Origin of the sequence: Pseudomonas sp. yb_2, assembly GCF_043103905.1 — a bacterium.
In the GTDB taxonomy this organism is placed as follows: domain Bacteria; phylum Pseudomonadota; class Gammaproteobacteria; order Pseudomonadales; family Pseudomonadaceae; genus Aquipseudomonas; species Aquipseudomonas alloputida.
This window is the reverse complement of sequence record NZ_JBICKH010000090.1, coordinates 52,635-78,763: the sequence shown is the minus strand read 5'-3', so window position 1 is coordinate 78,763 and position 26,129 is coordinate 52,635. Positions and strand designations below refer to the sequence as shown.

Sequence of the window (26,129 nt, the reverse complement as noted above, 5' to 3'; positions counted from 1 at the left end):
ATACCGGTAACCGCCCGACAATGGTCGCGGGTTCCCGCAAAGGGCAGGGCAATGAAAGACCTGTTGTTGATCGGTATCGGCGCGGGTGACCCGCGCCAGGTCACCTATGAAGCGGTCGATGCGCTGCGCAGTGCCAGCGTGTTCTTCGTGCTCGACAAGGGCGACGACAAAGATGAACTGGTGCGCCTGCGCAAGGCCATTCTGCAGCGCTACCGCCCCGAGGGTGGTTATCGCCTGGTGCCGGTGGTCGACCCGTTGCGCGATGCGCAGGCGCAAGACTACCTGGGCGCGGTGCAGAACTGGCACCGGCAGCGTGCTGCGCTGTATGCGCGCCTGATCGAGGAGGAAATTGGCGACGGTGAAACGGGGGCCTTCCTGCTGTGGGGCGAGCCCACCCTGTACGACAGCACCCTGCGCATACTCGACCTGGTTCGCGAACAGGGCGTGACGCTGCGCTTGCAGGTCATCCCTGGCATCAGCAGTGTGCAGGCGCTGGCGGCGCGGCACCAGGTGCCGCTCAACCGCATCGGCGAGCCCCTGACCGTGTTGCCGGGGCGACGCCTGGCCGAGCAGGGGGCTGTCGATAATGTGGTGGTGATGCTCGACGGGCAGTGCGCCTTTGCCGGGCTCGATGACCCGGCGTTGACCATCTACTGGGGCGCGTACCTGGGGACCGAGGATGAAGTGCTGATTGCCGGGCCGTTGCAGGCGGTGAAGGCGCAGATACTGGAAGTGCGCGAGCGGGAGCGGGCGCGTAAGGGGTGGATCATGGATACCTATCTGCTGCGCAGAGAGCTGTGAGGTGGGTTGCCTGTGTCGGCCTCTTCGCGGGCACGCCCGCGCCTACGAGCGAAACAGGCGCGGCCGTGCTCAAGGGGTACCCAGAATACCCACCACCGTGTCCCGCAACTGGTCGATGCTGAACGGCTTGCCGATCAAGTGCATGCCCTCCGGCACATTGAAACTGTCGGCGTAGCCGCTGGCAAACAGCACCGGTAACAGTGGCCGCAGTTCGCGCGCTTTTCCCGCCAGCTCCTCACCTCGCATGTCCGGTAGACCCACGTCGGTCATCATCAGTGCCAGTGCCTGGCTGGGGTCTTCAAGTACGCGCAGGGCGGCTGTGGCGTCTTCTGCCTCGATGACCTTGTAGCCCAAGTCGTCGAGCACTTCGACCATCAGCATGCGTACGATGTCGTCGTCTTCGACTACCAGAAGGTGCATGGTTCAAATCCTGTACAAATGAGTGTCTTTAATCTGTGTACCGCGCGGCATCAGAAGTTCCCGAGGATACCGCTCCATGCAAATAGATGGAACGATTGCCGAACGCTACCTTCAAATACTGGCTCAATGCCCTGCCAGACCCGTCAAAGCTGGTTAGACTCGCATATCAGGACAGGCAGTGGCAGATAACAACAACGACGGATCGGCCACTCTTTTCAATGGACTTTTCTAGCTCGGGCGTTTTCTCATGATTCAAGCAGCCTCGATGGACCAGCGAAGCTTTCGCAAGCTGTTGAGCCGTAACATCGGCCTCCCCCTGGGGGTTGGCCTGCTCGGGGCCGTGGCCTTCGTCGCGGTGATCAACTACCTGCTTTCGGCCATGCAGTGGGTCGAGCACACCGACCGGGTGATCGGCAATGCCAACGAAACGGTCAAGCTGTCGATCGACATGGAAACGGGCATGCGCGGTTTCCTGATCACGGGCGACGAGCGCTTCCTTGACCCTTACGAGGTGGCCAAGCCACGCATTCTCGGCAGCCTGAAAAGCCTGCGCAGCATGGTCGAGGACAACCCGCAGCAGGTTGACCGTATTGACCGGCTGATGGCCTTGCAGCAGGCCTGGAACGACTTCGGTAACGAGATGATCAGCCTGCGCCGCAGCCAGGGCGATTACCAGGCCTCGATCGGCAATGGCCGGGGCAAGCGCATCACCGATGAAATCCGCAAGGAGTTCGATGACCTGATCATTACCGAACAACAATTGCGCATGGCCCGTAACGAAAAAGTCAGTACCGTCACCGTGACGGCGATTTCGGCGTTCGTGCTGTTCATTGTCGGCCTCAGTGCATTGCTGGCCTACCTGGGCCGTCGTGACCTGCTGGCACTTTCGGCCAACTACGCTGAAAACCTGCAAGCCCAGCAACGCTCGGCGCAGCGCCTGGAGCACCAGGCCTGGTTGCGCACCGGCCAGACCCAACTGGCGCAGCAGGTACTCGGGCAACTGACCTTGCCCATGCTTGGCGAGAACATCCTGCGCTTCTTTGCCTCTTATCTGGGCAGCGTGGTGGGCGCCGTGTACGTGCGCGACGAGCATGGCCGGCTGGTGCGTGTGGCCTGTTATGGCCTGAGTACCGAAGAGCAGGCCCGCGAGCAGATCGAGTCGGACCACCATGGCCTGTTGGCCCAGGCGGTCCGCGAAGGCCGCTTGCTGCGCCTGGAGGAACTGCCCGAGGATTTCTATCGCCTCAGTTCCGGCCTGGGCAGCGGCTTGCCGCGCAGCGCACTGCTGATGCCGGCGACCGAAGACGGGCAGATCAACGGGGTGATCGAGCTGGGTTTCCTGCGCCCCTTGCAAGAACGGGATGAAGAGCTGCTGGAGCGGGTCGGCGGCAATCTGGGCATGTCCATCGAGAGTGCCCGTTATCGCCAGCGCCTGCAGGAAGTGCTGGCCGAAACTCAGCAACTCAATGAAGAGCTGCAGGTGCAGCAGGAAGAGCTCAAGACTGCCAACGAAGAGCTCGAAGAGCAGTCACGGGTGCTCAAGGAGTCGCAGGCCCATCTGGAAACCCAGCAGGCCGAACTCGAGCAGACCAACGAGCAGTTGTCGGAACGCACCGAAGCGCTGGACCGCAAGAACGATGAGCTGAGCCAGGCGCAGCTGGAGCTGCAGGCCCGTGCCGACGACCTGCAGCGATCGAGCAAGTATAAGTCCGAATTCCTCGCCAACATGTCCCATGAGCTGCGCACGCCGCTCAACAGCTCGCTGATCCTGGCCAAGCTGTTGGCAGAAAACGCTGAAGGCAACCTCAGCGAGGAGCAGGTCAAGTTCGCCGAATCCATCTACTCGGCCGGCAACGATCTGCTCAACCTGATCAACGACATTCTCGATATCGCCAAGGTCGAGGCCGGCAAGCTTGAAGTACGGCCCGAAACCACCCAGGTCGAGCGCCTGGTCGAAGGCTTGCGCGGCATGTTCCAGCCGCTTGCCGGTCACAAGGGGCTGGCCTTCGAGGTCAAGGTCGAGCCGCAGGTACCGGTCACGCTGTTCACCGACCGTCAGCGCCTGGAGCAGATCCTCAAGAACCTGTTGTCCAACGCCATCAAGTTCACCGAGCGTGGCCAGGTCAGCATGAACGTCAGCTTCCAGGCTGACAGCGGTATCGTGTTCGCAGTCCGTGACACCGGCATCGGCATTGCGGCCGATCAGCAGCAGGCGATCTTCGGCGCCTTCCACCAGGTCGATGGCACCAGCAATCGCCGTTATGGTGGCACTGGCCTGGGTCTGTCGATCTCCCGTGACCTGGCGCATTTGCTCGGAGGCCAGATCAATGTCGACAGCAGCCCCGGGCAAGGCAGCGTGTTCAGCCTGATTCTGCCGGAGCGCTATGCTGCCGAGGCCGAAGACGTCGAACCGCAAAGCCTGCGCCCGGCCGTCGATGCGTTGCCGCCTGCACCGCAAGCGCCGCTGGCCGCCGCTGTCACGCGCCCGGCGCCGGCCTTTGCCGACGACCGCGAGCGGGCCCCTTTCGATACCCGCTGCATTCTGGTAATCGAAGACGAGCCCAACTTTGCCCGCATCCTCTTCGACCTGGCCCATGAGCTGGGCTATAGCTGCCTGGTGGCCCATGGCGCCGACGAAGGCTTCGAGCTGGCAGCCCAGTACATTCCGGATGCGATCCTGCTGGACATGCGCCTGCCCGACCACTCGGGCCTGACTGTCCTGCAGCGCCTCAAGGAGCAGGCCAGCACCCGCCATATCCCGGTGCACATCATTTCGGTGGAAGACCGCGTCGAGGCGGCCATGCACATGGGGGCGGTGGGGTATGCGGTCAAACCCACCAGCCGCGAGGAGCTCAAGGAGGTGTTCGCTCGCCTGGAAGCCAAGCTCACGCAAAAGCTCAAGCACATCCTGCTGGTGGAAGACGACGACCTGCAGCGCGAGAGCATCGCCCGGCTGATCGGTGACGACGATGTCGAGATCACGGCCGTCGCCATGGCCCAGGATGCACTGGCGCTGTTGCGCCAGAACATCTACGACTGCATGATCATCGACCTCAAGCTGCCAGACATGCTCGGCAACGAGCTGCTCAAGCGCATGACCGCCGAGGATATCCGCGCCTTCCCGCCGGTGATCGTGTATACCGGCCGCAACCTCACCCGCGAGGAAGAAGCCGACCTGCTCAAGTATTCACGCTCGATCATCATCAAGGGCGCACGTTCGCCGGAGCGCCTGCTGGACGAAGTGACGCTGTTCCTGCACAAGGTCGAATCGCAGCTGTCCAACGAACGTCAACGCATGCTCAAGACCGCGCGCAGCCGCGACAAGGTGTTCGAGGGCCGCAAGGTGCTGCTGGTGGACGACGATGTGCGTAATATCTTTGCCCTGACCAGCGCCCTGGAGCACAAGGGCGCCATTGTCGAAATCGGCCGCAACGGGCGCGAAGCCATCGAGCGCCTGGAGCAGCACGACGATATCGACCTGGTGCTGATGGACGTGATGATGCCGGAGATGGACGGCTTCGAGGCCACCCGCCTGATCCGCCAGCAACCGCGCTGGCGCAAACTGCCGATCATCGCCGTGACCGCCAAGGCCATGAAGGATGACCAGCAGCGTTGCCTGCAAGCCGGTGCCAATGATTACCTGGCCAAGCCGATCGACCTGGACCGCCTGTTCTCGTTGATCCGTGTCTGGCTGCCGCAACTGGAGCGAATTTGACTAGCGAACGCAACACCGACATCGAGATCCGACTGCTGATCGAGGCGATCTACCTCAAGTACAGCTACGATTTCCGCAATTATTCCGGCGCTTCGATCAAGCGCCGGATTCTCCACGCGCTGCGTCAGTTCGATTGTCTGACGGTGTCTGCGTTGCAGGAGCGCGTCCTGCACGACCCGGGCATGTTCATGCAGTTGCTGCAGTACCTGACGATCCCGGTCAGCGAGATGTTCCGTGACCCTGACCACTTCCTTGCCGTGCGCAACGAAGTGGTGCCGCTGCTGCGCACCTGGCCGTCGATCAAAGTCTGGATCGCGGGCTGCAGCACGGGGGAGGAGGTGTATTCCATGGCCATCCTGTTGCGTGAGGAAGGGCTGCTTGAACGCACCATCATCTACGCCACCGACATCAACCCGCATTCGCTGGACAGGGCCAAGCAGGGCATCTACTCGATGCAGAGCATGCGCGAGTACGAGGAAAACTACCGCCTGGCCGGTGGCCGCCGTGACTTCGCCGAGTACTACACCGCCGCCTATGGCAACGCCATCATGGACAGCAGCCTGCGCGACAACGTGACCTTCGCCGACCACAGCCTGGCCACCGACAGCGTGTTCTCCGAGACCCAACTGGTGTCCTGCCGCAATGTGCTGATCTACTTCAACAAGGACCTGCAGGATCGGGCGCTGGGCCTGTTCCATGAGTCGCTCTGCCACCGCGGTTTTCTGGTGTTGGGTAGCAAGGAGTCGGTGGACTTTTCGGCCTACAGCGATCGTTTCGAGCCGCTGGTCAAGCCCCAACGGATCTTCCGTAAATCATGAGCGGCGTACGCGCAGTGGTGATCGGCGCCTCGGCCGGTGGCGTGGCGGCATTGTTCCAGGTGCTCGGCACGCTGCCATCGGCGTTCGCCATACCGGTGCTCTGCGTGCTGCACCTGCCGGACGACCGCCACAGCCAACTGGCTGGCGTGCTGCAGCGGCGGCTGCATCGGCCGGTATGCGAGGCACGCGACAAGGAGAGCATCAGCAGCGGGCAGATCTATGTGGCGGGGCCGGGTTACCACTTGTCGGTGGAGCGCGACCTGACGCTGTCGCTGAGCCAGGAAGAACCCGTGCACTTCTCGCGCCCGGCGATCGATTTCCTGTTCATCTCGGCGGCCGATGCCTATGGCGATGGCCTGCTGGGTGTGCTGCTCACCGGGGCCAACGAAGACGGCGCCAGGGGCCTTGCCTACATCAAGAACAATGGGGGGCGCACGATCGTCCAGGACCCTCGTGACGCACAGGTTGCCCTGATGCCGGAGGCCGCCCTGGCCCTGCACCAGCCCGACCATATCCTTACTCTGAGCGGTATCGGGCAGTTGCTCGCGACCCTGGAATACAGCGCATGCTAAGCCACACCACCGCCAAACTGCTGATTGTCGACGACTTGCCGGAAAACCTGCTGGCGCTCGATGCCCTGATCCAGGGCGAGGACCGCGAGGTGCACCAGGCACAGTCTGCCGAGGCTGCCTTGTCGTTGCTGCTGGAGCACGAGTTCGCACTGGCCATTCTCGATGTGCAGATGCCGGGCATGAACGGTTTCGAACTGGCCGAGCTGATGCGCGGTACCGACAAGACCAAGCACATCCCGATCGTCTTCGTCAGCGCGGCGGGCCGCGAGATGAATTATGCCTTCAAGGGCTACGAGAGCGGGGCCGTGGACTTTCTGCACAAGCCGCTCGACACCCTGGCGGTAAAAAGCAAGGTCTCGGTGTTCGTCGACCTGTTCCGCCAGCGCAAGGTGCTTGGCCGGCAGCTGGAAGCCCTGGAGCAGAGCCGCCAGGAACAGGAGCTGCTGCTCAGCCAGCTGCAGGTGGCACGGTGTGAGCTGGAGCACGCCGTGCGCATGCGTGACGACTTCATGTCGATCGTCTCCCACGAGGTGCGTACGCCGCTCAATGGCCTGATTCTGGAAACCCAGTTGCGCAAGATGCACCTGGCACGGGGCAACCTGGACGCGTTCAGTGTCGACAAGCTGCAGGCCATGGTCGAGCGCGACGAACGGCAGATCAACAGCCTGATCCGGTTGGTCGAGGACATGCTCGATGTTTCGCGCATCCGGACCGGTAAACTTTCGCTGCGGCCCAAACTGTTTGACCTGGGCCAGCTGGTGCGTGGGCTGGTGGAAAACTTCACGGCGCAGGCCATGGCCCTGGAAACACACATCGAATTGCAGCGTTGCGAAGCACTGAAGGGGGAGTGGGACGAATTCCGGATTGAACAAGTAGTGGCCAACCTGTTGTCCAATGCAATGCGTTACGGCGAGCGCAATCCGGTGCAGGTGCGGGTGTTCGAGCAGGGCGGCATGGCCTGGGTGCAGGTGCAGGATCACGGTATCGGTATCAGCGCCGCCAACCAGCAGCGGATCTTCCAGCAGTTCGAGCGGGTCGCTGCCCAGCAGGCCAGCGGAGGTCTGGGCTTGGGGCTGTACATCTCCGAGCAGATCGTCCAGGCGCACGGTGGCCGGATACAGGTTGAAAGCGAGGAGGGCAAGGGTGCCACATTCACCCTGCAATTGCCGCTGGCAACATTCAAAGAACAAAACGACCAGGCGCGGGCAACCTCTGTGTAAGCCTGGGGTCTGATGGCCAACTGTAAGTATTTCAAGGCGTTAACATGAGTGAAGATGCACAAGATGTGGTTCTGGTCGTCGAGGATGAACCGGCGATTCGCATGATTTTGCGCGATTACCTGGCGGGTGAGGGGTACCACGTCCTGGTGGCTGAGGATGGCGAGCAGGCGTTTGCCATCCTGGCCAGCAAACCGCACCTGGACCTGATGGTGACGGACTTCCGTTTGCCGGGGGGGATCTCGGGAGTGGATATTGCCGAGCCCGCGGTGAAGTTGCGGCCCGACCTGAAGGTGATTTTCATCAGCGGCTACCCGGCGGAGATTCTCGAATCTGGCAGCCCGATCACCCGCAAGGCCCCTATCCTGGCCAAGCCGTTTGACCTGGATACCTTGCACGAGCAGATCCAGTCGCTGTTGCGCTGAGGCATCCGGCCTCTTCGCGGGGCAAGCCCGCGCAGAGGCCCTGGCAGGCTACCGCAGCGTCCGCTCAATGCCCCCGACCAGCAAGTTTTCCATCAGCTCCAAGCCCTGCTCTTCAGGCATTGCTTTGAGCAGCCCCGGCAGCTGGTTGAGAAGCGTCGCCAGTACATGCGCTGTGGCGTCCAACGCTTGCCCCGGCAGTTTCGCTTGCGGTGCGATCAGGCGCAGCAAACCCGCCTCATAGCGCTTGCGCAACGATGCCAGGTGCGCCTGTTGCGCCTCACTCAAACAACACAAATCCCGTTCGGCCAGCCGGAACTGCAGCGGCCGCTCGGCATGCAGCTGCCAGTGCGCAGCAATCAGGCAGCTCAACGCCGATGCCCCACGGGCCATGGCCCGGCGGGCCTGGTCCAGGGTGGCCTGCAGCTCTTCGTACAACTCTTCGATCAAGTCGTACAGCAGGTCCTGCTTGCTGGGAAAGTGATGGTACAGCGAGCCGGCGGTAAGCCCCACATGGGCCGCCAGCTCGCGCATGCTGACCTGGCCAAAGCCCTTTTCGGCAAACAATGCCATGGCCCGGTCACGTCGCTCCTCAAAGTTGGCACAGCGCATTGCGGCATTGACCGGGGGCATGGCGCTTGCTCCTCAGTAGGTGAAGAAACCGCGACCGCTCTTGCGCCCCAGCCAGCCGGCCGCGACCATTTCCTTGAGCAGTGGAGCAGGGCGGTATTTGCTGTCGTTGAAGCCTTCGTGGAAGGCCTCCATGATTGCCAGCAGGGTGTCCAGGCCGATCAGGTCGGCCAAGGCCAGCGGGCCGATCGGCTGGTTGCAGCCCAGGCGCATGCCGGTGTCGATGTCCTCGGCACTGGCCAGGCCTTCCTGGCGCACGAAGATCGCCTCGTTGATCATTGGCACCAGGATGCGGTTGACCACGAAGCCCGGGCGGTTGCCGGCGGTGATCGGGGTCTTGCCGACTTTTTCGGTCACCATCAGCGCCTGGGCGTAGGTGGTGTCGCTGGTCTGCAGGCCACGAATGATTTCTACCAGCGCCATCATCGGTACCGGGTTGAAGAAGTGCACACCAATGAAGCGCTCGGGGTGCTCGATGCTGGCGGCCAGTTGGGTCACCGACAGCGACGAAGTATTGGTGGCAATCAGGCAGTCGGCGGCGACGTTGGCTGCCACCTGCTGCAGGATGCGCTGCTTGAGCTGCAGGTTCTCGGTAGCCGCCTCGATCACCAGCTGTGCAGCGCTGAGCTGGGTGTAGTCGGTGCTGGTACGGATGCGGGCTTTGGCGGCTGCGGCCTTGTCGGCGTCGAGAGTGCCCTTGCTGACCTGGCGCTCGAGGTTCTTGCTCAAGGTGGCCACACCGCGCTCGAGCGCTGCGTCGGAAACATCCACCAGCAGCACCTGGTAGCCGGCAATGGCGCACACCTGGGCAATGCCGTTGCCCATGGTGCCCGCGCCGATCACGGCGATCTTTTCAATGCTCATGTGTCAGCCTCCCTCAGACGCGCTCGAACACGACGGCGATGCCTTGGCCACCGCCGATACACATCGTGGCCAGGGCGTAGCGGCCCTGGATGCGCTGCAGCTCATGGATGGCCTTGGTGGCGATGATCGCACCGGTGGCACCCACCGGGTGGCCCAGGGAAATGCCCGAACCGTTGGGGTTGACCTTTTCCGGGTCGAAGCCCAGCTCGCGGGCAACGGCGCAGGCCTGGGCAGCGAAGGCTTCGTTGGACTCGATCACATCCAGGTCTTGCAGGTTCAGGCCGGTTTTTTCCAGCACTTTGCGGGTGGCCGGGATCGGCCCAAGGCCCATCAGCTCAGGTTCCACCCCGGCATGGGCATAGCCCACCAGGCGTGCCAGTGGCTTCAGGCCCAGGCGGCGCACCGCGTCACCGGTGGCCAACACCAGGCCGGCGGCGCCATCGTTGATACCGCTGGCGTTGCCGGCAGTGACGGTGCCGTCTTTCTTGAACACCGGCTTCATGCCGGCCAGTTGTTCGGCGGTCACATCAGCGCGCACATGCTCGTCGACACTGAACTGCACGCTGCCCTTGCGGGTTTTCAGCTCCAGCGCAACGATCTGGCTGGCGAAGCGGCCCTCGGCAATCGCACGAGCGGCGCGGCGCTGGCTGGTCAGTGCCAGTTCGTCCTGCATTTCGCGGGTAATGCCGTACTTGGCCGAAACGTTCTCGGCAGTGATGCCCATGTGGAAGTGCTGGAACGGGTCCTGCAGCACGCCGACGGTATAGTCGATGCCTTGCAGGTCACCCATGCGTGCACCCCAGCGCGCCTGTGGCAGCAGGTAAGGGCCACGGCTCATGGACTCGGCGCCGGCCGCGACGGCCACATCGGTGTCGCCCAGCAACAGGCCCTGGGCCGCAGAGACAATAGCCTGCAGGCCAGACCCGCACAGGCGGTTGACGTTGAATGCCGGCGTTTCCTTGGGGATGCCAGCGTTCATTGCCGCTACCCGTGCCAGGTAGGCGTCACGCGGTTCGGTGGGGATTACCGTGCCCATCACCATGTGGCCGACTTGCTCGGCGGCCAGGCCCGAACGCTCGATGGCGGCGCGGGTCACGGCGCTGGCCAGGTCGGCCAGCGGCAGGTCCTTGAGGGAACCGCCAAAGCCACCAATGGCTGAACGGACGGCACTGACGACGTAGATTTCTGCGCTGCTCATAAGGGCTCCGATTGCGAAGGCGTGGCGGGACCGGGCCAGGCTCTGCGAGAATGGTTGGCGGCCCCGAAGTGGGATCGAGTCTAGGCAAAGGCTCTGTTGCAGCCTATGCCGAATCTGTTCAAACAACCTGGCACTTTTTGCCACTCAGCATAGACAGCGAAAACCGCCATGCGCGAAAGCGATTCAGTCGCCGTGTACTTCCTCAACGCCATGCTCCACGCCCTGCGCGACACGCCCGCCGAGCGTGATGCCCAGCTGCTTGCGGTGGGCATCGCCCCGCAGCTGCTCGATCAGCCTCTGGCGCGGGTGCCGGCCAAGGCGTTCGCCCAGCTGTGGCTGGCGTTGATCCAGCGCCTGGACGATGAGTTCTTTGGCCTCGACAGCCATGGCATGCCGCTGGGCAGTTTTGCCCTGATCTGCCGGGGGTTGATCCTCGAGCCGAACCTGGAAAAGGCCTTGCGCCAGTGCATGGGGGGCTTCGGCCTGTTCCTGCGTGACCTGCGTGGCAGCCTGACGGTACGTGGCGGGCGGGCGGTGATCAGCGTGCAGTCGAACATTGCCGACCCCTTGACCCGGGTCTATGCCGAGGAAACCTACCTGGTGCTGATGATCGGCATGCTGTGCTGGCTGGCCGGGCGGCGGATTGCCATCGACCGCACGGAGCTCGCGGTGTCGCGCCCGGCCCAGGAGGACGACTTGCTGCTGTGGGGGCCGGACCTGCGGCTGGGCAGCGGACGCACCGAGGTGGAGTTCGACAGCGCCTACCTGCGCCTGCCGGTGGTGCAGGATCGGGCAGCCCTGAAGACCTTTCTGCGCAGTGCACCTCAAGGGCTGGTGATCCGCTTTCGCAATCAGAACGGGCTGGTGGCTGAGGTGTATCGGCACCTGCGGGCATTGCGCTATGGACAGTGGCCGACATTGGCCGCACTGGCGCAGCAACAGGGGATCAGTGCCAGTACCTTTCGCCGGCAGTTGGAGCGGGAGGGGCGTTCGTACCAGCAGATCAAGGATGAAGTGCGCCGGGCCATGGCCTTCGAGCGGCTGCGCGAAGGCGCGTTGAGCATTGCCGAAATTGCCGAGCAGGCGGGGTTTCAGGAACCGAGTGCCTTCCACCGGGCGTTCAAGAAGTGGACCGGGCAGAGCCCAGGGAGCTACCGGGCGCGGCTGGTCGGCCTGCGTTCTACCTGTAGGAGCGGGCATGCCCGCGAAGAAACCACCGCGGTGGATGGCACCGGCTCTGCCGGTGTTCGCGGGTAAACCCGCTCCTACAGGGCACGCCCAGAATTGTAGGAGCGGGCTTGCCCGCGAATAGGCCAGCACAGGCCACCCGAAAGGATCAGGCCGGCACCATGGCAAAGCCGACGCCGAACCGGTTCCAGGCATTGATGGTGGCAATTGCCAAGGTCAGGTTGGCCACCTCGCCCGGCTCGAAGTGTTCCTGCAGGGCTTCATATTGCTCTTGCGGCGCACCCCGTTCAGGCAAGCGGGTCAGGCTCTCGACCCAGGCCAGGGCAGCACGTTCACGCGGCGTGAAGTAGCTGGTGTCCTGCCACACGCACAAGGTCTGCAGGCGTGCTTCGGTCTCACCGGCCTTGCGCGCATCGTTGGCATGCAGGTTGACGCAGTAGGCGCAGCCGTTGATCTGCGAAGCGCGCAGGCGTATCAGCTCCAGCAGCGAGTGTTCAAGGCCGCTGTTGGCCAGCGCCTGCTCCAGGCCGACCATGGCTTTGTAGGCTTGCGGCGCGTGTTTGGCCCATTCGATACGGTTGTGCATGGCAGTCTCCAGAAGTGTGGGGTGGACATGGCGCTACTGTAGCGCCGCTCATTGGCCACCCCGATAGCCAATTTTGCGCATAAGCGGGAGGCCAATCGTCCATTCAGGTGGCCACTGACCTGCATCCAATCTCTTCATTTCTGCCAGGCCAGCCGAGCCGGGATAATGGCTAGTTCCTGTTACAAGAGAACCGACTCACAATGAGCGCTGTACTGAACCTGTTGCTGGTGATCCTGCTGGCGTTGAACCTGCGGCCGATCCTGACCAGTATCGGCCCGTTACTCGAACCCATGCGCGCCAGCACCGGCCTGGGTTACCAGCAGGCGGCCTTGCTGACGGCGCTACCGGTGCTGTGCATGGGCCTGGTGCCCCTGTTGCAACCGTGGCTGCGACGCTGGGTCAGCGAGCATGGCGGCATGCTGGGGGGCCTGGCCGCGATTGCCCTGGCCTGCCTGTGGCGCCTGCAGCTGGACAGTGCCTGGGCGCTGATCGCCAGTGCGCTGGTGGCTGGCCTGGGCGTGGCGGTGGTTCAGGGCATGATGCCGGGGCTGGTCAACCGCTGGTTCCCTGGGCGTCTGGCCGGGGCGATGGGGCTGTACTCGGCGGCGCTGATGAGCGGCGGCGGCCTGGCTGCAGTACTCGGGCCACACATCAGCGGCCATTTCGGCTACTGGCAGGCGGGCCTGGGCGTATGGGCGGTCCCGGCCGTGCTGGCGGTGCTGGCCTGGGCCGTGCTGCGGCCAAGGCAGGAGGCGCCGAAGCTGTCTGGGGCCGCAGGCGGGCACTGGTTCGGCACCCGCCGGGCATGGTTGCTGGCCCTGTACTTCGGCCTGATCAACGGCGGCTACACCAGCATGGTGGCCTGGTTGCCGGCTTACCACATCGAGCATGGCGGCAGCGCTCAGGGCGGTGCCGACCTGGTGGGCCTGATGACCGTCTTCCAGGTGCTCGGTGCGCTCGGCCTGCCGCTGCTGCTGCGACGTTGGGCAGACAGGCGCCCGGGTTTGTGGCTGGCGCTGGCGATCCAGCTGGCGGGCTTCCTGGGGCTTTTGCTGGCACCTGCGGCGGCTTCCGGGCTTTGGGTCGCCATGATCGGCTTTGGCTTGGGTGCCTGCTTCAGCCAGTGCCTGACGTTGACCCTGGAACACCTGAAAACGCCTGCCGAAGCCGGCAGCCTGGCGGCGTTCGTACAGGGTATCGGCTTTATCATCACCGGCATCGTGCCGTATATCACGGGTTGGCTGCGGGATGTCAGTGGCGACTTCCAGGCTTCGTGGACGCTGTTGACCGTGACCGTGATGGCAATGCTGCTGGTGACCGCGTGCTTCAACCCGCGCGGCTATGCGGCGGCTATCGCCCGGCCGGCCGCAACCGGCAAGGCCGCACCGGTCAACTGAGGCGTTGCAGGGTATCGCGTACCCGGTCCAGCGCCGGGTCGATATCCAGCAGTTCGATGGCGCCGAAGCCCATCAATAACCCCGGGCGGACCGGCGCCTCGCTGAAGAAGGGTGCCAGTGAATACAGGCCGACCTCTACCTTGCGCGCGAGGTTGGCCAACAGTTCCACATCCACTGCGGGCGTAGCCAAGGCACTGAGGTGGAAGCCTGCGCTGGCGGGGATGGCGCTGAACCACGGTGCCAGATCGCCGCCAAGGCGCGCCAGGATGCGCTCGCGGCGTGCACTGTAGACCTCGTGGCAGCGGCGGATGTGCTTGTTCAGGTGGCCTTCGCCAAGGAAGCGCGCCAGCGCCCACTGCAGCAGGGTCGGGCTGTGCCAATCGCTCAGGTGCTTGGCCACGCAAGCGGCCTGCAGTACGGCAGGCGGTAATACGGCATAGCCCAGGCGCAGCTCGGGCAGCAAGGTCTTGGAGAAGGTCCCGACGTAGGCGACCAGCCCATGCCGGTCCAGACGCTGCAGCGCGTCCGAGGCTGGCCCGTGGTAGCGGAACTCACAGTCGTAGTCGTCTTCGATGATCAGTGCACCCAGCTCGGCGGCCCGCGCAAGCAGGGCTTGCCGGCGTGGCTCGCTCATCGGCATGCCCAGCGGGAACTGGTGCGAGGGTGTGACGTAGATCAGCCGGGTGCCGTCGGCGATCTGTTCCACGCACAGGCCCTCATCATCCACCGGCACCGATTGCAGGCGTGCACCCAGGGCCAGGAACAATTGCCGTGCCGGCGGGTAGCCAGGATCTTCCATGGCCACCTGGCAGCCCGGTTCGACCAGCACCCGGGCGATCAGGTCCAGCGCCTGCTGGGCGCCGTTGCACACCAGCAGGTCGGCTGCGCTGCAGTGCACCCCGCGCGAGTAGGCGATGTGGTGGGCAATGGCTTCGCGCAGTTCCGGCAAGCCCTGGGCCGGGAATTGGCGCTCGGGGTGGCGCTGGCTGCGGCGCAGTGCGTAGTTCAGGCAACTGCGCCACTGGTCGAAGGGGAACTGTGCCTTGCTCGAAGCACCCCCGACGAAGTCATAGCGCGATGGCGCCTGCAACTGGCGTTGGCTGAGCACGGTGGCGCGTTGCTGCCAGCGCTCGAGGGAGGCGGCGCCGGCCAGGGGGAGGGTGGCTGATTCGTTGCTGCGCAGCGGATGGCGTGGGGTGACGAATGTGCCACGGCCGACCACGCCGCTGAGCAGGTTATCGTAGGTCAGCCGCGAATAGGCCTCGGCCACGGTCTTGCGCGATACGCCCAGTTGTTCAGCCAGCAGACGGGTAGGCGGCAGTTGGGAGCCGGCGGCCAGGTGGCCGCTGTCGATACCATCGCGCAATTGCTGGTAAAGCTGATCGGCCAGGCCTTTGCGGCCCTCCAGGCGAATGTGCAGTTCCATGGGCGGGTCCGGAGCGGAGGATTGCTCAGGATAGCGGATTGGCTGCGACTCAGGTGCTTGTCACAGGCTACGAAGAGGCCGAGCCAACCGCTCAGAGCCGAGCGGTGCTGACGGTGATATAGCCTTTTTCTGCCAGGGCAATGCGTATCACGGTTTCGTCTTCCGGCGCGTTGCGGTTGCGCTTGATGCGCACGCCTTCAACCGTCGACGCTTTCATATGCTCTGAAATGGCCCGCCCGTTCGCGTCGAAGAACACCTCGCTGGCCAGCAACTCGATGCGTTCGATCAATTGCCGGGAATGTTCATCGGTGGCGCAGAAGAACATGACCCCCGACAAGTGCGGGTCGTTGTCGGGGTTGGTCATGTCATGGGCCAGCATTTCGCGCAGGCTGCTGCGCAGTTCGGCGATGGGGCGGGCGTACGGGTGCATGCGGAGCCTCCTCTGGATCGCGACCTTGCGTCCTCCAGTGCCGATCATGTTTTCTGTGGGCAGAGGCAGCAAGTAGGGCGCTTCTGAGGGCGGCGTAGGAAACGTCTTAAGATGCTGGGCGGTGGTCTAACCTCAGGGTCTACAAGGCAGCAGCCCCCGCCTTGGCCACCTGGGCATCCTGTTCGGATTTGACGCCGGATACACCAATGGCGCCCACCACCTGGCCTTCCACCCGCAGCGGCACGCCACCTTCAAGGCTGGTCAGCAGGGGGGCGGTCACGAATGCCGTACGGCCACCATTGACCATCTCTTCATAATCCCGCGTCTCTTTGCGCCCCAGTGCGGCGGTGCGGGCCTTTTCCATCGCGATGTAGGCACTGGCCGGCGCGCAGCCGTCCAGGCGTTCCAGGGCCAGTGGGTGGCCGCCGTCGTCGACCACGGCGATGGTCACGCTCCATTGTCGGGCCTGGGCTTCCTGGCGGGCGGCGGTCAGTACGCGGGCGATTTCGGTCTGGCCGATAACGAACTTGCTAAGCATGGGCGGGCTCCGGGTTCAAGGCTGCTTCGACGATTTCGACCCAGTGGCGCACGGGCGTGCGTCCAGCTCCGTCGAGGTGGGCCTGGCAGCCTATGTTGGCTGTGGCAATGAGGTGCGGTTTACCGCTTTCCAGCGCATTCAGACGATTGTCGCGAAGTTGCAGTGACAGTTCTGGCTGGGTCAGCGAATAGGTCCCCGCCGAGCCACAGCACAGGTGGCCATCGGGCACCGAGGTCAGGGTAAAGCCAAGCCGCGTCAGCAACGCTTCCACCGCGCCGCCCAGTTTCAGGGCGTGCTGCAGGGTGCATGGGCAGTGGAAGGCCAGTCGCTGTTCGGCGCACAGGGCCAATTGTTCGATCGGCTCATCGCGCAGGATTTCCACCAGATCGCGGGAAAGGGCGCTGACCCGGGCGGCCTTGGCAGCGTAATGGGGGTCTTTTTCCAGCAGGTGGCCATAGTCGCGGACAAACGCACCGCAGCCGCTGGCGGTCTGCACGATAGCCTCGACACCCGCTTCGATGGCGGGCCACCAGGCGTCGATATTGCGCCGTGCCCGCTGCAGGCCTTGCTCCTGGGCATTCAGGTGATAGTCCACCGCGCCACAGCATCCGGCCTGCCGGACCGGTTGCACACTGATACCCAGGCGGTCGAGCAGCCGCGCAGCAGCGGCATTGGTATTGGGTGACAGGGCCGGCTGCACGCAGCCTTCCAGCATCAGTACCCGGCGTGCATGGCGAACTGCCGGACGCTGGCCCGGTGTGGTGACCTGCGCCGGCAACTTGCGTTTGACTGAGGCCGGTAGCAGCGGGCGCAGCACCTGGCCGCTGCGGGTCAGGGCCTTGAACAGTGCCGGGCGCGGCACCACCGCACGCAGGCCCAGGCGCAACAGGCGCTGGCCGAGTGGGCGTGGCACCTGCTGCTCGACCACTGCGCGGCCGATGTCCAGCAGGTCGTGGTACTTCACCCCCGATGGGCAGGTGGTTTCGCAGTTGCGGCAGGTCAGGCAGCGGTCCAGGTGCAATTGGGTGCTGGCGGTGACCGGCTCGCCTTCGAGCATCTGCTTGATCAGGTAGATGCGCCCGCGAGGGCCGTCGAGTTCGTCGCCCAGCAACTGGTAAGTGGGGCAGGTGGCGGTGCAGAAGCCGCAATGTACGCAGGTGCGCAGGATGCGCTCGGCTTCGTCGGCGCGGGCCAGGCGGCGCGAGGTTTCGCTAAGGTTGGTTTGCATGGGCTGGCCTCACAGGTCCGGGTACAGGCGACCAGGGTTGAACACCCCCTGGGGATCGAGCTGCTGCTTGAGGGCGCGGTGATAGCGCATCAGTGCAACCGGCAGCGGCGGGCTGCTGGCTGCACCGGGGGCGTAGCAGGTGGCGTGGCCGCCCACCCTGGCGACCTGGTCGCGAATGGCCTGCGCCGGTGCGCAGGTCTTGAGCCAGCGCTGGGCACCCCCCCAGTCGATCAGTTGCTGGCCGGGCAGGTCCAGCTCGCCGGTGACGGTGGGTACGGACAGGCGCCACAGGGGGGCGGCGTCGGCAAAGAACGCCAGGCGCTGTTCGCGCAGGTCGCTCCAGAAGCGGTTATCGAGCGTGTCGCCCCCCAGCCGCTGGCGTGCCGACTGCACCGACCCTTCGCCGCCTTCCAGGCGCAGGTACAGCGTTTCGCCTTCATGGCAGGCGGCGCTGATCGGCAGCGGTTGCTGACCCCATTCGGCCAGCTCGGCCAGCGCTTCATTGCGGCCCATTGGCAGGCGCAGGCTCAGGCACAGGCGCGGGCGTGGCAGCACTTTCAGCGAAACCTCGGTCAGCAGCCCCAGGCATCCGAAGCTGCCCGCCATCAGGCGTGACACATCGTAGCCGGCGACGTTCTTCATCACCTCGCCACCAAAGCGCAGCAGCTTGCCGTGGCCGGTGATTACCCGTGTACCCAGTACAAAGTCGCGCACCGACCCGGCCCACGGCCGTCGCGGGCCAGACAACCCGGCCGCAACCATGCCGCCCAAGGTGGCCTCGGGGCCCAGGTGAGGTGGTTCGCAGGGCAGCATCTGGCCGGCCTCGTGCAGGGCTGCCTCGATCTCGCGCAGGGGGGTACCGGCGCGGGCCGTGAGTACCAGCTCGGTGGGGTCGTAGCTGACGATGCCGCGGTGCTTGCGGGTGTCGAGTACTTCGCCAGCCACCGGGTTGCCGAGCATCGCTTTGCTGTTGCTGCCCTGGATACGTAGCGGCGTATCTTCGTTCAGCGCCTGGTTGACCTGCTCCAACAGCGTCTGGCTCATGTCGCGATCCATGCTCATCAGAAGCGCTCCAGCTCGGGGAAGGGCAGTTGCCCCTGGTGCACGTGCAGGGCGCCGAATTCGGCGCAGCGGTGCAGGGTGGGAATGTTCTTGCCGGGGTTGAGCAGGCCCTGGGGGTCGAAGGCGGCCTTCACCGCGTGGAACAGGGTAATTTCGTCGCTGTTGAACTGCGCGCACATCTGGTTGATCTTCTCGCGCCCCACGCCGTGTTCACCGGTGATGCTGCCGCCCACTTTCACACACAGCTCCAGAATCTTGCCGCCGATCGCTTCGGCACGCGCCAGCTCGCCGGGCAGGTTGGCATCGAACAGGATCAACGGGTGCATGTTGCCGTCGCCGGCATGGAACACGTTGGCCACCCGCAGGCCGTACTCCGCGGACAGGTCGCTGATGCCCTTGAGCACCCGTGGTAACTCGCGGCGCGGGATGGTGCCGTCCATGCAGTAGTAGTCCGGGGAGATGCGTCCCACGGCCGGGAAGGCGTTCTTGCGCCCGGCCCAGAAACGAGCGCGCTCGGCTTCGTCGCAGGCCAGGCGCACCTCGCGGGCCCCGGCTTGCGTCAGCACGGCGGCGACGCGCTCGCAGTCGTCGTGAACATCGGCTTCCACGCCATCCAGTTCGCACAGCAGGATCGCCGCCGCGTCCACCGGGTAGCCGGCATGGATGAAGTCTTCAGCGGCGCGGATCGCCAGGTTGTCCATCATCTCCAGGCCGCCGGGAATGATGCCGGCAGCGATGATGTCGGCGACTGCCCGGCCGGCGTCCTCGACGCTGTCGAAACTGGCCAGTATCACCCGCGCCACCTGGGGCTTGGGCAGCAGCTTGACGGTGACTTCGGTGACGATACCGAGCATGCCTTCGGAGCCGATGAACAATGCCAGCAGGTCGAAGCCGGGGCTGTCCAGGGCATCGCTGCCCAGGCTCAGGCGTTCGCCCTCGACCGTAAGGATGTCCACCTTGAGCACATTGTGTACGGTCAGGCCGTACTTGAGGCAGTGCACGCCACCGGCGTTTTCGGCGACGTTGCCACCGATCGAGCAGGCAATTTGCGAGGAAGGGTCGGGTGCGTAGTACATACCATGGGGTGCGGCGGCCTGGGAGATGGCCAGGTTGCGTACGCCCGGTTGCACGCGGGCGTAACGCCCCTGCGGGTTGACCTCGAGGATACGGTTGAAGCGCGCCATCACCAGCAGGATGCCCTTGGCCAGCGGCAGGGCACCACCAGACAGGCCGGTACCGGCGCCACGCGCAACCACCGGTACGCCGCGCTTGTGGCAAAGCTTCAGCAGCGTCTGCACCTGTTCCAGGCGCTCGGGCAGTACCACCAGCAGTGGCACGGTGCGGTAGGCCGACAGGCCGTCGCATTCGTACGGTTTGAGGTCTTCATCGCGGTGCAGGATTTCAAGGTCCGGCAGTGCATCGCGCAGCGCCTGCAACAGGGCGGCCAGGTCCACGTTGGGCAGCGCGCCATCGACGCGTTCGTCATACAGGATATTCATTGGCTCACTCGCAACGGTTTTTGTTGTTGTTGGCGAAGCGGTCACCGATGCAGCGTGCGCGTGCTAGCGTTCGGGGTCGAGTGAGATGTTGACTGGTCCTACCAGTTTCTTCGGGCAGTACTGTCTATTCACGGTTCTGTCTGGCTAGATTGGCGATATAAGTCAAAGTGGTCCTACCAGCAGGAGTGTGCGCAGTGGGTACTGAAGGCAAGGCCAAGGTCGCCGACCAGGTTGCCGAACGGGTCGAGCGGCTTATCGTCGAAGGCGTGCTCAAGGTGGGTCAGGCACTGCCGTCGGAGCGGCGGCTGGTGGAAAAGCTTGGCTGTTCACGTTCGGCCTTGCGCGAGGGCCTGCGCGTTCTGCGTGGGCGCGGCATCATCGACACCGAACAGGGGCGGGGTTCGTTCGTCGCCGATCTCACCGGGCAGGCGGGTGCTACGCCTTTGATGCACCTGTTCAGTTCGCAACCGCGCACGCTGTTCGACCTGCTGGAGGTCCGGGCGTTGCTGGAGGCTGAGTCGGCGCGGCTGGCGGCGTTGCGGGCTACCGACGTCGACCGCCTGCTGATCCGCCGGCGCTACGAAGAAATGCTGGCGGCGCACGAGGCTGCGCAGGCGCTCGATGCCCGTGAGCATGCCCGCCGTGACCATGCCTTTCACCGGGCGATCAGTGAGGCGTCGCATAACCCGGTGCTGGTGCATACCCTGCAATCGCTCAGTGACCTGACCTTGAGCACGGTGTTCGCTTCGGTCAACAACCTGTATTGCCGGCCAGCGCAGAAACGCCAGATTGATCGGCAGCATGCGCGCTTGTATCGCGCGGTCATGGAGCAATTGCCCGAGCAGGCGCAGCGGGCCGCGCGCGAGCATATCAATGGCATACGCGACAGTTTGCGGGAGATCGAGCAGGAAGAGCAGCGCCTGGTCAGGGCGACCATGCGTATGGATGGCTGGGGGTGAAGCGGCCCTGTACCGGCCCTCTCGTGTCGAACCGCCGCGCAAGGGCCGGTACAGGTTTACTCAATGGTCAGCCACAGGGTCATCTTGCGACAAGATAGCCCGGGCCAGTTCTTCATCATTGGCCTGTAGCCCTGGATGGTCCTTGCGGGCCTGTTCAAGCGCCGACTCCACATAGGCGCCGCGGATGGCACCGCCGCTGGCGACGAATGCTGAAAGTTCGTCACGGGCCGGGATGATGCGTTTGTCATCCTTGAAGGTCGAATACAGCGAAGCGGAAACACCGGCCGAGGTAGCGACGTCGCCCGCATCGACGCGGGCGAGGGCAGCTCCGGCAGGCATCAGAAGCAGCAGCGCAGGGGCGAGCAGTAGGTGGCGCATGTCGTGTTCTCCAGAAGCGTGAAGCACAGGGAAATAAACCACTCAGTGAGTAAGACGGGTGGGGAGTGCGGGTAGTTCCCTTTCTCTGGCTGGAGAGTGTCGGGCCTGACGATGGATTGACCGCGTCGGGACGCGCGTGATTTGCTTGGGTGGATGGTGCTTCGCGGGCAAATCCGCAGAGGGCCCTGCCGATCATTCAAAGGAAACTGAAGGTTCGCCCATGTCCGACTACAAGCTGCATTGCTTCGCCGAATCCGGCAACGCCTACAAGGCTGCGCTCATGCTTGAACTCACCGGCCAGAACTGGCAGCCGGTGTTCGTCGACTTCTTCCACGGCCAGACGCGTGAGCAAACCTGGCGCGATGAGGTGAACGAGCAGGGCGAGGTGCCGGTGATGGAGCATGCTGGCAAGCGCTTCACCCAGTCTGCGCTGATTCTGGAATACCTTGCCGAACAGACCGGCCAGTTCGGGCCTCGCGATGAAGATGAAAAGCGCGAGATCTGGCGCTGGATGCTGTTCGACAACCATAAGTTCACCAGCTATTACGCTGCGCTGCGCTTTTTGTTTTGCCTGAAGAACACCGGCGAAACCGATGTGACGCGGTTCCTGCGCGAGCGTGCCACGGCGGCTTACCGTATTGTCGACGCGCACCTGGCGAAGACGCCATTCATGGTCGGTGGCCGGTTGACCATCGCCGACCTGTCGTTGGCCGGGTATGTGTTCATGCCGGAAGACACCGGTATCCCGTTGGCAGTGTTCACGCACATCGAGGCGTGGAAAGCCCGCATCCAGGCACTGCCGGGGTGGAAACACCCGTATGAGCTGATGCCGCGCACGGCATCCTGACCCATTCGCGGCAAAAACCGGCACCACGGCGGCCCGGCGAAATCACGTGTGTGGCACACCCCGAGTGGGTGCGCCGCCCGCATACTCCGGCTTCAGGTGCCCTTGCTCGTCCAGCAGATAAGCATCCATCACCTCCCGCACCACCGGCCCTGCGACCCGGCCTCCAGCCTCACCGTTCTCGATCATTACCGCCACCACCACACTGGGGTGCTCAGCCGGAGCAAAGCCGACAAACAGGGCGTTGTCGCGGTGGCGCTCAAGGGTCTTGTTGCGGTTGTAACGCTCACCCTGCTTGATCGCCACCACCTGCGCGGTACCGCTTTTGCCGGCAATTCGGTACTGGGCACCGGCGGCCGCGGCGCGGGCAATGCCGCGCGGGTCGTGCATGACCATCTGCATGCCCTGGCTGACCTGGTCCCAGGCATGCTTGTCGTGCAGCACGATGTCGGGCATGGGGTTTGGGTCGATCGGCGTATCGCCGCCCACGGTCATGGCCAGGTGCGGGCGGTGCCACACGCCCTTGCTTGCCAGCAGGCTGGTGGCCTGGGCCAACTGCAGGGGGGTGACCTGCATGTAACCCTGGCCAATGCCAAGGATCAGCGTCTCGCCGGGGAACCAGGCCTGGCGTCGTGTGGCGCGCTTCCACTCGGCCGAGGGCATCAGCCCGGAGGCTTCCTCGAACATGTCCAGCGACACCTTCTGGCCCAGGCCGAACTCGGCCATGTAGTCGTGCAGCCGGTCGATGCCCAACTTGTGCGCCAGGTCGTAGAAGTAGGTGTCGTTGGAACGCATGATGGCGGTGTACATGTCCACCCAGCCGTCGCCGCTGCGGTTCCAGTTGCGGTACTTGTGGTCATAGTTGGGCAGTTCGTAGTAGCCCGGGTCGAACACCCGGCTGCCAGGGGTGATCACCCCGCTGTCGAGGCCAGCGATGGCCACTTCAGGCTTCACGGTCGAGCCGGGCGCATACAGGCCGCGCAGGACGCGGTTGAACAGTGGGCGGTCGATGGAGTCGCGCAGCGCGGCATACTGCTTGAAGCTGATGCCCTTGACGAACAAGTTGGGGTCGAAGCTGGGGTTGCTGACCATCGCCAGTACGTCACCATTGGCCGGGTCCAATACCACCACCGAGCCACGGCGGTCACCCAGCGCTTTTTCTGCGGCTATCTGCAAATGGGCGTCGAGGGTGAGGACTATATCCTGCCCGGGGGTCGGGTCCTTGTGGTTGAGCACGCGCATCACCCGCCCCTGAGCGTTGGTCTCGACCTCTTCGTAGCCCACGTGGCCATGCAGTTGGCTTTCGTAGAAGCGCTCGATGCCGGTCTTGCCAATCGATTGGGTGCCGCGGTACTCAGTGCTGTCGAGCGTTTTGGCTTCTTTCTCGTTGATGCGCCCCACATAGCCCACTGAATGCGCGAAATGCCCGGCCAGTGGGTACTCGCGGATGAACTGCGGCTCCACCTCCAGGCCCGGCAGGCGGAACTGGTTCACCGCTACCAGGGCGATCTGCTCCTCGCTCAGGCCCACCATAAGGGTTACGGGCTCGAACGGTTTGCGGCCACGGCGCAGGTCCTTGTCGAACTGCTTACGGTCGTCTTCGGTCAGGCCCAGCACCTGCGTCAGGGTGTCGAGCACCTTGGCCGAGTCGCCGCCGGCCCGCTCCCGGGTCATGGTCAGGTCGAAGCTGGGCTTGTTGTCGGCCAGTACCACGCCGTTGCGGTCGTAGATCAGCCCGCGTTCGGGGGCGATGGGCAGCACGTGCACGCGGTTGCTTTCCGACACGGCCGTTTGCTGGTCGTGCTGCATCACTTGCAGTACATAGAGCCGGCCCACCAAGACGGCACACAGGCTGAACACCATGGCAGCGCAGGCCAGAAGCCGACGGTTGACCAGGTGCTTTTCCTTTTCGTGGTCCTTTAGCGGGATGGGTTGCGGCATCTGTGAATCGATCCTGAGGGGTGGCAATACGCGCGCGATCGGGCCGCGGATGCTACGCAACCCGTACCGCACCCTCAAGACGAGCCCCGGCTGCCCGCTGGCTGGCATCGGCTGTGTGCCCCATGATCAGGGCGCTGAGGGGGAATATGAAGATTTGTTCATTGCGGAGTCATGATGACGAGTCAGGGGTGGTTTTTTATGATTTGTGGATCCACAAATCGATTCTGTTCGGTAACCGAACATCAGTTTTCGTTGGTTGTGAATTTATAAACTATTGAATTTATTTATAAAAAATATGATTTTTACTGGCAATGAACTGAAATTGGTCGCGCCTGATAGTTAGGCAGTGGTTTCGTCACGTTGTCTGTGGATCCATTATCTGGTTGATTAGCGCCTGACAACGGCCGGAGCCCTCCTGCCGTATGCGATAACAATTACAAAAAGGGTCCAGTCATGAATGGCTATCCAGCGGCACTGAACCGTCAGGGTTCCTCCCGTTGCGCCTGCGCGTGCGCATCGTTCCTCTCGCCTTTGGCCAAGCCTGGCCGGCAGGTGACCCCATGAATACCGATCTCAAGCAACGTCTGGACAACGACCCGATGGGTCGCTTTCAGTGCCTGGCCATTGGTATTTGCATCATCCTCAACATGATCGATGGCTTCGACGTGCTGGTCATGGCCTTCACCGCCGCCTCGGTGTCTGCCGAGTGGGGCCTGAATGGGGCGCAGGTTGGGCTTCTGCTCAGTGCCGGCTTGTTCGGTATGGCGGCCGGGTCATTGTTCATCGCGCCGTGGGCTGACCGCTTTGGCCGACGTCCGCTGATCCTGCTGTGTCTGGCGCTGTCCGGTATCGGCATGCTGCTCTCGGCACTGAGCCAGAGCCCGCTGCAACTGGCGCTGCTGCGCGGCCTGACCGGGCTGGGCATCGGTGGCATCCTGGCCAGCAGCAATGTGATTGCCAGTGAATATGCCAGCAAACGCTGGCGCGGCTTGGCGGTGAGCCTGCAGTCCACTGGCTATGCGCTGGGTGCGACCCTTGGCGGTTTGCTGGCGGTATGGCTGCTGGGGCATTGGGGCTGGCGCTCGGTATTTCTGTTTGGCGGCGTCGTCACCGTACTGGTGATCCCGCTGGTACTGCTGTGGTTGCCAGAGTCGCTGGACTTTCTGCTGGCACGCCGGCCGGCCAATGCTCTGGCCCGGGTCAACCGCCTGGCCGTGCGCCTTGGCCAGCCGGCATTGGCGCAACTACCGGCTGTTGCCGCAAGGGCAGAGGGTGCCAAAACCGGGTTCAGGCAGCTGCTGGCGCCGGCCATGCGCCGCACCACGCTGGTGATCTGGTTGCTGTTCTTCCTGGTCATGTTCGGCTTCTACTTCGTGATGAGCTGGACGCCGAAACTGTTGGTGGCCGCCGGCTTGTCGGCCCAGCAAGGCATCACCGGCGGCGTGCTGTTGAGCGTGGGCGGCATCGTTGGCGCGGCGCTGATCGGCGGCCTGGCTTCGCGCTGGCCACTGACTCGCGTGCTGGCGTTGTTCATGCTCATCACCGCCGCGCTGCTGGTGCTGTTCGTGGCCAATGGTGCCTCGGTCACTGCGGCGCTGGCGTTGGGCCTGCTGATCGGGCTGTTTTCCAACGGCTGCGTGGCTGGGCTGTATGCCTTGTCGCCGGTGGTCTATGACGCATCGGTACGCGCCACCGGTGTGGGTTGGGGGATCGGCATCGGCCGCATGGGCGCGATCCTGTCGCCGACCGTAGCTGGCGTGCTGCTCGATGGTGGCTGGCAACCCCTGCATCTGTATGGCGTGTTCGCCAGCGTGTTCGTGCTTGCCGCAGGTTGCCTGCTGCTGTTGCGCCCAACGGCCAAGCCTGCGTCTGCCTTGCCTGCTGATGCACTGAGCCACTGAGTGTAACCCGGCCTGGCCGGGTATCTGAATGCAACTTACTGCTCCGGGTCATGCTGGCCTGGGGCGGTCTGCTGCGCCTATTGAACGTGGAGAAC

Annotated in this window: 24 protein-coding genes; 11 read left to right on the top strand and 13 right to left on the bottom strand. The window is 64.0% G+C overall.

All coding sequences use genetic code 11. From position 1 onward, the window contains the following. Positions 1-51 precede the first annotated feature (51 nt). Positions 52-801 carry a precorrin-6A synthase (deacetylating) gene (gene cobF / locus ACF8FB_RS25580; RefSeq protein WP_010954594.1) on the top strand — a complete coding sequence of 250 codons (750 nt, stop codon included), beginning with the start codon at positions 52-54 and terminating at the stop codon, positions 799-801. Positions 802-870: 69 nt separating this feature from the next. Here the strand turns inward: cobF and ACF8FB_RS25575 are convergent, their stop codons facing one another. Then, positions 871-1,221 carry a response regulator gene (locus tag ACF8FB_RS25575; RefSeq protein WP_010954593.1) on the bottom strand — a complete coding sequence of 117 codons (351 nt, stop codon included), beginning with the start codon at positions 1,219-1,221 and terminating at the stop codon, positions 871-873. A 247-nt stretch (positions 1,222-1,468) separates the two neighbouring features. Between ACF8FB_RS25575 and ACF8FB_RS25570 the strand changes: the two genes are divergently transcribed. From ACF8FB_RS25570 to ACF8FB_RS25550, 5 genes are read left to right on the top strand one after another with little or no spacing between them, the layout of a single operon-like run. Further along, positions 1,469-4,936: a response regulator gene (locus tag ACF8FB_RS25570; RefSeq protein WP_010954592.1), complete on the top strand. Its 3,468-nt coding sequence runs from the start codon at positions 1,469-1,471 to the stop codon at positions 4,934-4,936. Continuing rightward, entirely contained in the window at positions 4,933-5,754 is an 822-nt protein-coding gene (locus tag ACF8FB_RS25565) for a protein-glutamate O-methyltransferase CheR (RefSeq protein ID WP_010954591.1), read from the top strand. Before ACF8FB_RS25570 ends, ACF8FB_RS25565 begins: the two co-directional genes overlap by 4 nt. Beyond that, the gene (locus tag ACF8FB_RS25560) at positions 5,751-6,326 is read left to right on the top strand and encodes a chemotaxis protein CheB (RefSeq protein ID WP_010954590.1); all 576 of its coding nucleotides are present in this window, start codon (positions 5,751-5,753) and stop codon (positions 6,324-6,326) included. The genes ACF8FB_RS25565 and ACF8FB_RS25560 overlap by 4 nt, the downstream gene beginning before the upstream one ends. Then, positions 6,320-7,546, top strand: coding sequence for a hybrid sensor histidine kinase/response regulator (locus ACF8FB_RS25555; protein WP_010954589.1), 1,227 nt, complete (start codon positions 6,320-6,322; stop codon positions 7,544-7,546). The genes ACF8FB_RS25560 and ACF8FB_RS25555 overlap by 7 nt, the downstream gene beginning before the upstream one ends. 44 nt (positions 7,547-7,590) lie before the next feature. Continuing rightward, positions 7,591-7,968: a response regulator gene (locus tag ACF8FB_RS25550; protein ID WP_003256176.1), complete on the top strand. Its 378-nt coding sequence runs from the start codon at positions 7,591-7,593 to the stop codon at positions 7,966-7,968. Positions 7,969-8,016: 48 nt separating this feature from the next. Here ACF8FB_RS25550 and ACF8FB_RS25545 read toward each other — a convergent pair whose 3' ends face one another. From ACF8FB_RS25545 to ACF8FB_RS25535, 3 genes are read right to left on the bottom strand one after another with little or no spacing between them, the layout of a single operon-like run. Continuing rightward, a complete protein-coding gene (locus ACF8FB_RS25545; protein WP_010954588.1) occupies positions 8,017-8,598 on the bottom strand; it encodes a TetR/AcrR family transcriptional regulator in 582 nt (193 codons plus the stop codon). Positions 8,599-8,610: 12 nt separating this feature from the next. Continuing rightward, the gene (locus tag ACF8FB_RS25540) at positions 8,611-9,459 is read right to left on the bottom strand and encodes a 3-hydroxybutyryl-CoA dehydrogenase (protein WP_010954587.1); all 849 of its coding nucleotides are present in this window, start codon (positions 9,457-9,459) and stop codon (positions 8,611-8,613) included. A 13-nt stretch (positions 9,460-9,472) separates the two neighbouring features. Then, entirely contained in the window at positions 9,473-10,657 is a 1,185-nt protein-coding gene (locus ACF8FB_RS25535; protein ID WP_010954586.1) for an acetyl-CoA C-acyltransferase family protein, read from the bottom strand. A 168-nt stretch (positions 10,658-10,825) separates the two neighbouring features. Between ACF8FB_RS25535 and ACF8FB_RS25530 the strand changes: the two genes are divergently transcribed. Beyond that, on the top strand, positions 10,826-11,914 hold the full coding sequence (locus ACF8FB_RS25530; RefSeq protein ID WP_010954585.1) for an AraC family transcriptional regulator: 1,089 nt from the start codon (positions 10,826-10,828) through the stop codon (positions 11,912-11,914). Positions 11,915-11,993: 79 nt separating this feature from the next. On the opposite strand, the gene ACF8FB_RS25525 is transcribed toward ACF8FB_RS25530, so the two are convergent. Next, positions 11,994-12,431, bottom strand: coding sequence for a carboxymuconolactone decarboxylase family protein (locus tag ACF8FB_RS25525; protein WP_064493037.1), 438 nt, complete (start codon positions 12,429-12,431; stop codon positions 11,994-11,996). Positions 12,432-12,631: 200 nt separating this feature from the next. Between ACF8FB_RS25525 and ACF8FB_RS25520 the strand changes: the two genes are divergently transcribed. Further along, entirely contained in the window at positions 12,632-13,828 is a 1,197-nt protein-coding gene (locus tag ACF8FB_RS25520; RefSeq protein ID WP_392512362.1) for a CynX/NimT family MFS transporter, read from the top strand. On the opposite strand, the gene ACF8FB_RS25515 is transcribed toward ACF8FB_RS25520, so the two are convergent. The 6 genes from ACF8FB_RS25515 to glcD form a co-directional block, all read right to left on the bottom strand. Further along, positions 13,821-15,254, bottom strand: a complete 1,434-nt coding sequence (locus ACF8FB_RS25515; RefSeq protein WP_392512360.1) for a PLP-dependent aminotransferase family protein — start codon at positions 15,252-15,254, stop codon at positions 13,821-13,823. The two genes, ACF8FB_RS25520 and ACF8FB_RS25515, sit on opposite strands and share 8 nt — an antisense overlap. Before the next feature lie 91 nt (positions 15,255-15,345). Next, complete coding sequence (locus ACF8FB_RS25510; RefSeq protein ID WP_012051955.1) at positions 15,346-15,684, bottom strand: hypothetical protein; 339 nt, start codon at positions 15,682-15,684, stop codon at positions 15,346-15,348. Positions 15,685-15,823: 139 nt separating this feature from the next. Further along, positions 15,824-16,222, bottom strand: coding sequence for a heme-binding protein (locus tag ACF8FB_RS25505; protein WP_020192880.1), 399 nt, complete (start codon positions 16,220-16,222; stop codon positions 15,824-15,826). After that, positions 16,215-17,450, bottom strand: coding sequence for a glycolate oxidase subunit GlcF (gene glcF, locus ACF8FB_RS25500; RefSeq protein WP_274144663.1), 1,236 nt, complete (start codon positions 17,448-17,450; stop codon positions 16,215-16,217). The genes ACF8FB_RS25505 and glcF overlap by 8 nt, the downstream gene beginning before the upstream one ends. A gap of 9 nt (positions 17,451-17,459) precedes the next feature. Beyond that, on the bottom strand, positions 17,460-18,512 hold the full coding sequence (gene glcE, locus ACF8FB_RS25495; RefSeq protein WP_392512357.1) for a glycolate oxidase subunit GlcE: 1,053 nt from the start codon (positions 18,510-18,512) through the stop codon (positions 17,460-17,462). Beyond that, a complete protein-coding gene (gene glcD, locus ACF8FB_RS25490; protein ID WP_392512355.1) occupies positions 18,512-20,011 on the bottom strand; it encodes a glycolate oxidase subunit GlcD in 1,500 nt (499 codons plus the stop codon). Before glcD ends, glcE begins: the two co-directional genes overlap by 1 nt. A 194-nt stretch (positions 20,012-20,205) precedes the next feature. On the opposite strand from glcD, the gene glcC reads away from it, so the two are divergent. Then, complete coding sequence (gene glcC / locus ACF8FB_RS25485; protein WP_049586553.1) at positions 20,206-20,970, top strand: transcriptional regulator GlcC; 765 nt, start codon at positions 20,206-20,208, stop codon at positions 20,968-20,970. A gap of 60 nt (positions 20,971-21,030) precedes the next feature. Here the strand turns inward: glcC and ACF8FB_RS25480 are convergent, their stop codons facing one another. Then, complete coding sequence (locus ACF8FB_RS25480; protein WP_014590534.1) at positions 21,031-21,348, bottom strand: DUF2388 domain-containing protein; 318 nt, start codon at positions 21,346-21,348, stop codon at positions 21,031-21,033. Between the two features lie 220 nt (positions 21,349-21,568). On the opposite strand from ACF8FB_RS25480, the gene ACF8FB_RS25475 reads away from it, so the two are divergent. Next, the gene (locus ACF8FB_RS25475) at positions 21,569-22,195 is read left to right on the top strand and encodes a glutathione S-transferase family protein (protein ID WP_392509498.1); all 627 of its coding nucleotides are present in this window, start codon (positions 21,569-21,571) and stop codon (positions 22,193-22,195) included. A gap of 42 nt (positions 22,196-22,237) precedes the next feature. On the opposite strand, the gene mrdA is transcribed toward ACF8FB_RS25475, so the two are convergent. Further along, positions 22,238-24,133, bottom strand: coding sequence for a penicillin-binding protein 2 (gene mrdA, locus ACF8FB_RS25470; protein ID WP_392512352.1), 1,896 nt, complete (start codon positions 24,131-24,133; stop codon positions 22,238-22,240). A 560-nt stretch (positions 24,134-24,693) separates the two neighbouring features. Here mrdA and ACF8FB_RS25465 point away from each other — a divergent pair. Continuing rightward, a complete protein-coding gene (locus tag ACF8FB_RS25465; protein WP_060489344.1) occupies positions 24,694-26,034 on the top strand; it encodes an MFS transporter in 1,341 nt (446 codons plus the stop codon). Positions 26,035-26,129 lie beyond the last annotated feature (95 nt).

Excerpts from the sequence above, each read along its gene's own strand:
- cobF (WP_010954594.1), top strand. The coding sequence starts at position 52 with ATGAAAGACCTGTTGTTGATCGGTATCGGCGCGGGTGACCCGCGCCAG.
- ACF8FB_RS25575 (WP_010954593.1), bottom strand. The coding sequence starts at position 1,221 with ATGCACCTTCTGGTAGTCGAAGACGACGACATCGTACGCATGCTGATG.
- ACF8FB_RS25570 (WP_010954592.1), top strand. The coding sequence starts at position 1,469 with ATGATTCAAGCAGCCTCGATGGACCAGCGAAGCTTTCGCAAGCTGTTG.
- ACF8FB_RS25560 (WP_010954590.1), top strand. The coding sequence starts at position 5,751 with ATGAGCGGCGTACGCGCAGTGGTGATCGGCGCCTCGGCCGGTGGCGTG.
- ACF8FB_RS25555 (WP_010954589.1), top strand. The coding sequence starts at position 6,320 with ATGCTAAGCCACACCACCGCCAAACTGCTGATTGTCGACGACTTGCCG.
- ACF8FB_RS25550 (WP_003256176.1), top strand. The coding sequence starts at position 7,591 with ATGAGTGAAGATGCACAAGATGTGGTTCTGGTCGTCGAGGATGAACCG.
- ACF8FB_RS25545 (WP_010954588.1), bottom strand. The coding sequence starts at position 8,598 with ATGCCCCCGGTCAATGCCGCAATGCGCTGTGCCAACTTTGAGGAGCGA.
- ACF8FB_RS25540 (WP_010954587.1), bottom strand. The coding sequence starts at position 9,459 with ATGAGCATTGAAAAGATCGCCGTGATCGGCGCGGGCACCATGGGCAAC.
- ACF8FB_RS25535 (WP_010954586.1), bottom strand. The coding sequence starts at position 10,657 with ATGAGCAGCGCAGAAATCTACGTCGTCAGTGCCGTCCGTTCAGCCATT.
- ACF8FB_RS25530 (WP_010954585.1), top strand. The coding sequence starts at position 10,826 with ATGCGCGAAAGCGATTCAGTCGCCGTGTACTTCCTCAACGCCATGCTC.
- ACF8FB_RS25525 (WP_064493037.1), bottom strand. The coding sequence starts at position 12,431 with ATGCACAACCGTATCGAATGGGCCAAACACGCGCCGCAAGCCTACAAA.
- ACF8FB_RS25520 (WP_392512362.1), top strand. The coding sequence starts at position 12,632 with ATGAGCGCTGTACTGAACCTGTTGCTGGTGATCCTGCTGGCGTTGAAC.
- ACF8FB_RS25515 (WP_392512360.1), bottom strand. The coding sequence starts at position 15,254 with ATGGAACTGCACATTCGCCTGGAGGGCCGCAAAGGCCTGGCCGATCAG.
- ACF8FB_RS25510 (WP_012051955.1), bottom strand. The coding sequence starts at position 15,684 with ATGCACCCGTACGCCCGCCCCATCGCCGAACTGCGCAGCAGCCTGCGC.
- ACF8FB_RS25505 (WP_020192880.1), bottom strand. The coding sequence starts at position 16,222 with ATGCTTAGCAAGTTCGTTATCGGCCAGACCGAAATCGCCCGCGTACTG.
- glcF (WP_274144663.1), bottom strand. The coding sequence starts at position 17,450 with ATGCAAACCAACCTTAGCGAAACCTCGCGCCGCCTGGCCCGCGCCGAC.
- glcE (WP_392512357.1), bottom strand. The coding sequence starts at position 18,512 with ATGAGCATGGATCGCGACATGAGCCAGACGCTGTTGGAGCAGGTCAAC.
- glcD (WP_392512355.1), bottom strand. The coding sequence starts at position 20,011 with ATGAATATCCTGTATGACGAACGCGTCGATGGCGCGCTGCCCAACGTG.
- ACF8FB_RS25480 (WP_014590534.1), bottom strand. The coding sequence starts at position 21,348 with ATGCGCCACCTACTGCTCGCCCCTGCGCTGCTGCTTCTGATGCCTGCC.
- ACF8FB_RS25475 (WP_392509498.1), top strand. The coding sequence starts at position 21,569 with ATGTCCGACTACAAGCTGCATTGCTTCGCCGAATCCGGCAACGCCTAC.
- mrdA (WP_392512352.1), bottom strand. The coding sequence starts at position 24,133 with ATGCCGCAACCCATCCCGCTAAAGGACCACGAAAAGGAAAAGCACCTG.
- ACF8FB_RS25465 (WP_060489344.1), top strand. The coding sequence starts at position 24,694 with ATGAATACCGATCTCAAGCAACGTCTGGACAACGACCCGATGGGTCGC.